The sequence below is a fragment of the Candidatus Hydrogenedentota bacterium genome (genome assembly GCA_018005585.1).
Taxonomy (GTDB): Bacteria; Hydrogenedentota; Hydrogenedentia; order Hydrogenedentales; family JAGMZX01; genus JAGMZX01.
Map to the genome: position 1 here is coordinate 1 of JAGMZX010000057.1, position 7,117 is coordinate 7,117.

At 63.9% G+C, this 7,117-nt stretch carries 7 protein-coding genes; 5 read left to right on the top strand and 2 right to left on the bottom strand.

The window, feature by feature from the left end; translation table 11 throughout:
• The coding region (locus KA184_11410; protein MBP8130175.1) for a sigma-54-dependent Fis family transcriptional regulator at window positions 1–1,431 on the bottom strand (1,431 nt) is incomplete at its 3' end.
• Between the two features lie 6 nt (window positions 1,432–1,437).
• A complete protein-coding gene (locus KA184_11415) occupies window positions 1,438–2,556 on the bottom strand; it encodes a HAMP domain-containing histidine kinase (protein MBP8130176.1) in 1,119 nt (372 codons plus the stop codon).
• Window positions 2,557–2,891: 335 nt separating this feature from the next.
• Here KA184_11415 and KA184_11420 point away from each other — a divergent pair, with 335 nt between their 5' ends.
• The 5 genes from KA184_11420 to KA184_11440 all read left to right on the top strand — a co-directional run.
• A complete protein-coding gene (locus KA184_11420) occupies window positions 2,892–3,575 on the top strand; it encodes a CerR family C-terminal domain-containing protein (GenBank protein MBP8130177.1) in 684 nt (227 codons plus the stop codon).
• A complete protein-coding gene (locus KA184_11425; GenBank protein ID MBP8130178.1) occupies window positions 3,568–4,869 on the top strand; it encodes an efflux RND transporter periplasmic adaptor subunit in 1,302 nt (433 codons plus the stop codon). The genes KA184_11420 and KA184_11425 overlap by 8 nt, the downstream gene beginning before the upstream one ends.
• Window positions 4,866–5,594, top strand: coding sequence for an ABC transporter ATP-binding protein (locus KA184_11430; protein ID MBP8130179.1), 729 nt, complete (start codon window positions 4,866–4,868; stop codon window positions 5,592–5,594). The genes KA184_11425 and KA184_11430 overlap by 4 nt, the downstream gene beginning before the upstream one ends.
• Window positions 5,594–6,799 carry an ABC transporter permease gene (locus KA184_11435; protein ID MBP8130180.1) on the top strand — a complete coding sequence of 402 codons (1,206 nt, stop codon included), beginning with the start codon at window positions 5,594–5,596 and terminating at the stop codon, window positions 6,797–6,799. The genes KA184_11430 and KA184_11435 overlap by 1 nt, the downstream gene beginning before the upstream one ends.
• Before the next feature lie 28 nt (window positions 6,800–6,827).
• Window positions 6,828–7,117: RND transporter (locus KA184_11440; protein ID MBP8130181.1), on the top strand; the 290-nt coding region annotated here is incomplete at its 3' end.

The following is a 7,117-nucleotide window of genomic DNA, read 5'->3' on the forward strand; positions in this document are numbered from 1 at the left end:
CGGCATGCCCAGGAGGGCCATGGCCGCGCGCGCATTGCCGGCCTCGCGCAACGCGCGCTGGATGACTTCTCTCAAACGGGCCTCGCCGTGCACGCGGCGGAATTCCGTGAGGTCCTCGATAACAGGGTATTCGCAAGAGTCCGGTTCCGGCGCCGCCGCGTGAATGGGCAGCGTGCCGCGGGGCTCGGTGGGACGGCAGGACGCATCCGCCGGCAGGCGCAAGACTTGCCGCACGGCGGACGCCGTGATGGCCCCGTTGGGCGCAAACACCGCCAGCCGCCGCAGTATGGAGGCGAGTTCCCGGACGTTACCGGGCCAGCCGTATTCCGCGAGAACGGCGAGGGCCTCGGGCGCAATGGAAGCCGCGATGCCATTGGTCTTTTCGAAGGCGCGGACAAAATGACGCGCGAGCAGAGGCAGGTCTTCCTTGCGGCGGCGCAACGGCGGCACAACGATGGGGATATCCCAGATTCGGTAGTAGAGGTCGGCCCGAAAACCGCCCCGGTCCTTTGCCGAGGTGAGGTCGCAGTTGGTGGCGCAGACGATGCGGACGTCCACGGAAATGGGCGCGCCGCCGACAGGCGCGACTTCTTTCTGCTCGATCGCGCGCAGCAGCTTGCTCTGCAGATTGACCGGTATTTCGCCGATTTCGTCGAGAAAAAGAGTGCCGCCTTGCGCGCGCTGGAAGTGGCCGTCGCGTCGTTCGCCGGCCCCGGTGAACGCGCCCTTCTCGTGTCCGAACAATTCGGCTTCAAGCATGGTTTCCTGGAAGGCGGCGCAATTAACGGCCATGAACGGCCCGTCCCGGCGCGGGCTGCATGCGTGCAATGCGCGCGCGGCCAGGTCCTTGCCGGAACCGGACTCGCCGAGAAACACGATGTTCATGTCCTCGAACGGCGCGGCGCGCTCGATCTGTTCGTAGAGCTGCTGCATCAAGGGATGGGCTCCGATCATGCCGTGGAAGACGTCGCGCTGTTGCGCGTCGACGCCCTGCACATGGAGCAGCACATCGCGCGCGCGGCGCATGGCAACGACGCGTTCGCGCAGCGCCGAGGTCTCGACGGCGCGCTGAACAGTGCCGCGCAGCTTGTCACGGTCGAGCGGTTTCGGGATGTAGTGAAACGCGCCGGACTGAATGGCCTCGACCACCAAGTCAACGTCCGTAAGGATGGTCAACATTATTACGGGCAGGTCCGGATAGGCGGCCTTGATACGTTTGAGCACTTCGATTCCCTCGCGTTCCTCCACAGTCGCGAACGCGGGGGGCATCATGACGTCGAGCAGCGCCGCGGCGATGCCGGGGTGGCGTTCGAGGACCGCGAATCCTTCGGTGCCCGAACATGCGTAATGGAGCTTATACCCCCTGAGCGCCTGCTCTATGCCCGGCTTGAAAGGGCCAAGATCGTCGTCGATGACCAGGATTTCCGTCATGGTGCTTCATGTCCCTGATTGCAGGGCGCCAATCTGTAGCTTGACCGGCAGGCGGACCGTTGCCCGGCAGCCCGACCCTTCTTCGGAATCGATACTGAAGCGGCCCAGATGACCACCTTCGACGACCGCCACAACCATGGGCAACCCCTCGCCGCTGCCGCCCGTCGAGACGCCGCGAGCAACACAGGTTTCCAGCAGGCCAGATGACATGCCGTGTCCGTTATCTTCAAAGGAGGTTTGCACCCACAGCCGGTCGGGCGTGGGGGAGACGCCGACCCGCAGGGTGCGTGCGCCGGAGTATTTCACCACGTTATGGATCAACTCAAGAAAGACATTCAGCAGACGCGGCGCATCGCCGAATACGCGCGGACACGGCGGCGTTTCCAGCATGATTTCCAGGCCCGCGGCGCAGGTCTCCGTGCCGGACAATTGCACCGCTTCGCGCGCTAGGTCCGATACGGCCACCTTGCGCGCGTCGAGTTCCGCCTGGATGCCCGCAAGCGCGGCCATGACGGCGTCGATATGGCCGGGAACGGCAGCCGCGAATTCCCGGCGCGTCCGCGCGTCGCCTATACGCGTCTCGATGGGTTTTGCGGCGGCGGATAGTGAGCCGAGGGCGGACTCGGCACGGCGCTGCGCGACGGGAAAATGCGCGGCGACGGTGCGTCCGCCGCCGAGCGTCATGGCGAAAAAGGCGCGGATTTCATTGGTGGCCGGGGCAAGCTGGCGCAGGCTTGTCGCGATGTTCTCCGCCACATGCGCGTCAAATTCATCGACAAGACTCGGGCAGAACAGTTTCAGGTTGTAGAAGCACACGCGCACGACGCTGTGACGCACGTGGGAGAGGAGCCGTTCCAGCGCGTGCAGGTCCGGCACGCCAAGCGCAAGCGCTGGAGCCGGCTCCGGTTTATCGCGCGGGCCGAGCAATTCATCCACGCGCTTGCGCGACGCGGTCAGGAGTGACTCGATGCGCCCCTGTGCGCCGGGCGCGACACCCGCACGAACCAGGCGCGCCGCCGCCCGCGCGCGTGCCGCGTCCATGGCGGTCTCGACTTCCGCGCGCACGGAGTCCAGCCGCTTCGCCAGTGCCGATGTGACCGGCGTGTCCCAAGAATCCGACTGCATCGCACGTAATCCCCTTGTTCAGGATACCTGCAAGACCGGGCGCGTCACAGGACGTACCCTACACGATAGGGGGAGCAGGATTCATGCCAGTACAGTCTGTACAGCACTTGAGACCAGCGGGACGGGCGATTTGCGCGGCTGCCAAGCGGTGGTATGGTATGCACGGATAGCGCGATTGGCGAACCAGGAGGAAGCAGTGATGTGGAGCGTGCCGAACCTTGAGTCGCTTGTTTGTTGACGCGTTCCTGAGACGCACCCCTTGCAATGCGCGCGACTCCACGCTATAATTGAAATGCATAATTTAAATGTGCATTGCGATTATGAGAGGGCGCAGAATGAACAGTCCAAGTCGTGGAGAGACGAAGAAGGAGCGGGTTCTGAAGGCTGCGTGCAAGGTGTTTGCGGAAAAAGGATACCGGGACGCTACCCATGCCGAAATCTGCCGCCGCGCGGGCGCCAACGTCGCGGCGGTCAACTACTACTTCACGTCGAAGGAAAGCCTGTACAAGGCCGTTTTCCAGCACCTGACCCAGGAATCGGAACGCTTGTACCCTCTGGACGGCGGACTGCCCGTAACAGAGCCGCCGGAACAGCGTCTTCACGCGTTCATTCATGCCCATCTCAGCCGCATGTTTGATCCGGAACACCTGGGAGACCTGCACCGGATCCGGATGGCGGAGCTTTTCGACCCGACGGGTCTGCTCAAGGAAATGCTGGCGCGGCAGCTGGCGCGAGACCGCGAGCATATCCAGCGGATTCTCAGGGAAATGCTGGGGCCGGACGCGCCTCCGCGGGCTGTCGACTGGTGCGAGATGAGCATCGTGGCACAGTGCTTCATCGCAGGCCGTGGGCCCGCCGACCGGGGGCCGCGGGCGATGTTCGGCCTTCATCCGGCGGATGTGAGGCTTCTCGCGAGGCACATACTCGAGTTTTCGTTGGGCGGGATTCGGGCGGTTCGCCGGCCCGCGGCGGACGGTGGCCATGTGCATGGAACAGGAGCGGAGCCGAATCATGAGTGATCCCAGCAAGACCAAAAGTGCAGACGTAGCGAAGGCCCTTGGTGCTGGCAAAACCCGCTCGAGATTTCGCCGCGTGAGGAATGTTCTCGTGCTACTCTTGTTAGCCGGGGTGGCGGTGGGTTATGGAGTATACCGTCTCAACCAGAAGGAGACGAACGGCGTCGCCTACGTCACGCAAGCGGTGCGCAGGGGCGACCTGGTGGTGACGGTGAGCGCAACTGGGACGCTCGAACCCATCAAGCAGGTGGAGGTGGGCATCGAGGTTTCGGGAACGATCAACGAGGTAGAAGTAGACTACAACGACACAGTGGAGGTGGGGCAGGTGCTGGCGCGGCTCGATACCTCGAAGCTGGAGGCTCAGGCACTGCAGTCGCAGGCGGCGCTCGAAGCCGCGAAAGCGAGACTGCTTCAGGCGCAGGCTACGGTGCAGGAGGCCGAGGCGCAGATGGCCCGGCTCAACGAGGTGCGCGAGTTGAGCGACGGTAAGATGCCGTCGCAGAGCGAATTTGACACGCAGCGGGCCGCGCAGGCGCGGGCGCGGGCGGACGAGGCCAGCGCGAAGGCGGCTGTGTCGCAGGCTCAGGCCTCGCTTGACGCGAACCGTTCCGACCTGGAGAAGGCGGTGGTGCGGTCGCCCATCAATGGGGTCGTGCTGGTGCGGTCCATCGAGCCGGGGCAGACGGTGGCCGCGCAATTCCAGTCGCCAGTGCTGTTCACATTGGCGGAGGACCTGGCGCAGATGGAACTCCAGGTGGACGTCGATGAGGCGGACGTGGGCGTGGTCCGGGAAGACCAAGCCGCGACCTTTACCGTAGACGCCTATCCGGACCGGCAGTTTCCCGCCCGCACGACGCAGGTGCGCTTCGGGTCGGAGACCGTCGACGGCGTCGTCACCTACAAGACGGTGCTGAAGGTAGACAATTCGAGCCTGTCGTTGCGGCCCGGAATGACCGCAACGGCCCAGATAACGGTGGACAAACGCGAGAACGTGCTGCTCGTTCCGAACACGGCATTGCGCTTCATGCCGCCGCAAACCCATACCCAGGAGACGTCGAGCAGTGCCGGTGGCCTCCTGTCCTCGATCCTGCCTCACCCGCCGCCGCCCCAGTCCACACCGCGCGAGACGGTTGGTCTGCGGAACAAGGACCAGCACGTGTGGGTTCTGCGCGAGGGCCAGCTTACGATGGTTCCCATCACCAAGGGACTGAGCGATGGCAGGATGACGGAAGTGACCGGCGGCGCGCTGGAAGAAGGCATGGACGTGGTCACCGACACGGAAGCGACAGCGCCATGAACCCTGACGACACGGACGGAAGCGCGGGCGCGCCGCTGATTGAGCTGGCCGGCGTCACCAAGATTTATGGCGTCGGCACGGCTGCCATGGAAGCTCTGCGTGGCGTGAATCTGCGCATCTACCCCGGCGAATTCGTGGCCGTCATGGGACCCAGCGGCTCGGGCAAGAGCACGTGCATGAACATCCTCGGATGTCTGGATACGCCCACTTCTGGCGCCTACCGCTTTTGCGGTGTCGAGGTGCGTACCCTGACGCGCAATCAGCGGGCCCTTTTGCGCCGCCAGTATCTGGGTTTCGTGTTCCAGGGATTCAACCTGCTGAACCGAACCTCCGCGCTGGAGAATGTGGAGCTTCCCCTGATCTACCGGGGTGAACCTGTGCGCGCCCGGCATAAGCGGGCGCGCAGCGCCATGGACTCCGTCGGGTTGACGGGCTGGGAGCATCACACGCCGGGCGAGTTGTCCGGCGGCCAGCAGCAGCGTGTCGCCATCGCGCGCGCCATCGTGACGGAACCGCTCGTGCTGCTCGCAGACGAGCCGACCGGCAACCTGGATTCCGCGCGCAGCATCGAGATCATGGAACTATTGACCACGTTCAACCGGGAGCAGGGAATCACCATCGTCATGGTTACGCACGAGGCGGATATGGCCGCCTTCGCCAAGCGGACCGTGCATTTCAAGGACGGACTGATTTCCAGCGACGACGGGCGGAAGGAGCACGACTGATGCTGGGCAATGCACTCCTGCTCGCGCTGCGCGAGTTGCGCCGCAACAAGATGCGGTCTTTTCTGACCATGCTGGGCATCATAATCGGCGTAGCCGCCGTGATCATTCTGGTCACGCTCGGCGGCGGCGCCACGCGACAGGTCACGGAGCAGATATCGAGCTTGGGCAGCAACCTGATGATGGTGACACCGGGCAGACGCATGGGGCCGGGGCAAGGCGGCAACAGCGCCCCGTTCAAGCTGGCGGACGCGGAAGCCATCACGCGCGAAATTACGACGCTGCGGGCCGTGGCGCCCGTATCGTCCAGCAGCGTCACGGCCATCTACGGGAACGAGAACTGCTCCACGCAGGTGACGGGTACGACGCCCGCTTATTTTGACGTTGTCAACCGACGCTTGAACGAAGGACGCATCTTCACCGACTCGGAATCGCGGTCCGGTGTGGCCGTGTGCATTATCGGTGAGACCATCCGGGCCAACTTGTTCGGCGGACAGGACCCAATCGGCAGCAAGATCCGGGTGGGCAAGGTTTCCTGTGAGGTGATTGGGCTGATTCAAGCCAAGGGCCAATCGACCATGGGACAGGACCAGGACGATATCATCATCGTGCCGTTGCGCACTTTCCAGCGGCGCATCGCGGGCAACGACGACGTAAGCCTGATTCAAGTCTCCGTGAAGGACGGCATGTCCACGGACAAGGTGAAGGTGGATATTGGCCGGTTGATGCGCGTCCGCCGTCATCTCTCCGCGAACGAAGACGACAACTTCAACGTAATGGACCTGAAAGAGATCTCCACGATGCTTTCCGGCACGACGCAGGTGCTCACGGGCCTGTTGAGCGCGGTGGCGGCGGTGAGCCTGCTCGTGGGCGGGATTGGCATCATGAATATCATGCTCGTGTCGGTGACCGAACGGACGCGCGAAATCGGCACGCGCCTGGCCATCGGCGCGCTGGAGCGCGAGGTGCTGCTGCAGTTTCTGGTCGAGTCGGTCGTTTTGGCGTCGTTCGGCGGTCTGATTGGCATCGCGCTGGCCCTGACGGCGTCCTACGGTTTGGCGGGCGTGCTGAAGGTCCCCTTCGTGTTCAATGCGCCCATAGTCATAGTGGGTTTTCTCTTCTCCGGCGCCATCGGCGTTGTCTTTGGCTATTTCCCCGCGCGCAAGGCGGCCCGGCTCGATCCCATTGAGGCGCTGCGCCATGAGTAACGGTTCTCGAAGTGCAGAGGGAGGCAACATGCAGTTCAACAAGGCGGGAAGGTGGTTCCGCGCGGCAGGCGGCCTGACATTGCCGCTGTTGTTGATGGCTTGCGTCACCGGGCCGGACTATCGACGCCCTGAATTGAACCCGCCGGCCGCCTACAAGAGCGCGACAGACGCCGAGCAGGCGCAGCCCGGCCTTGCCGAGGACTGGTGGCGTCTTTTTGACGACCCGGACCTCGATGCGCTCATGCAAGAGGCGTTGTCATCGAATCTGGACCTGAAGGCTGCCATGGCCCGCGTGGAACAGTCACGGGCGGCCGCGCG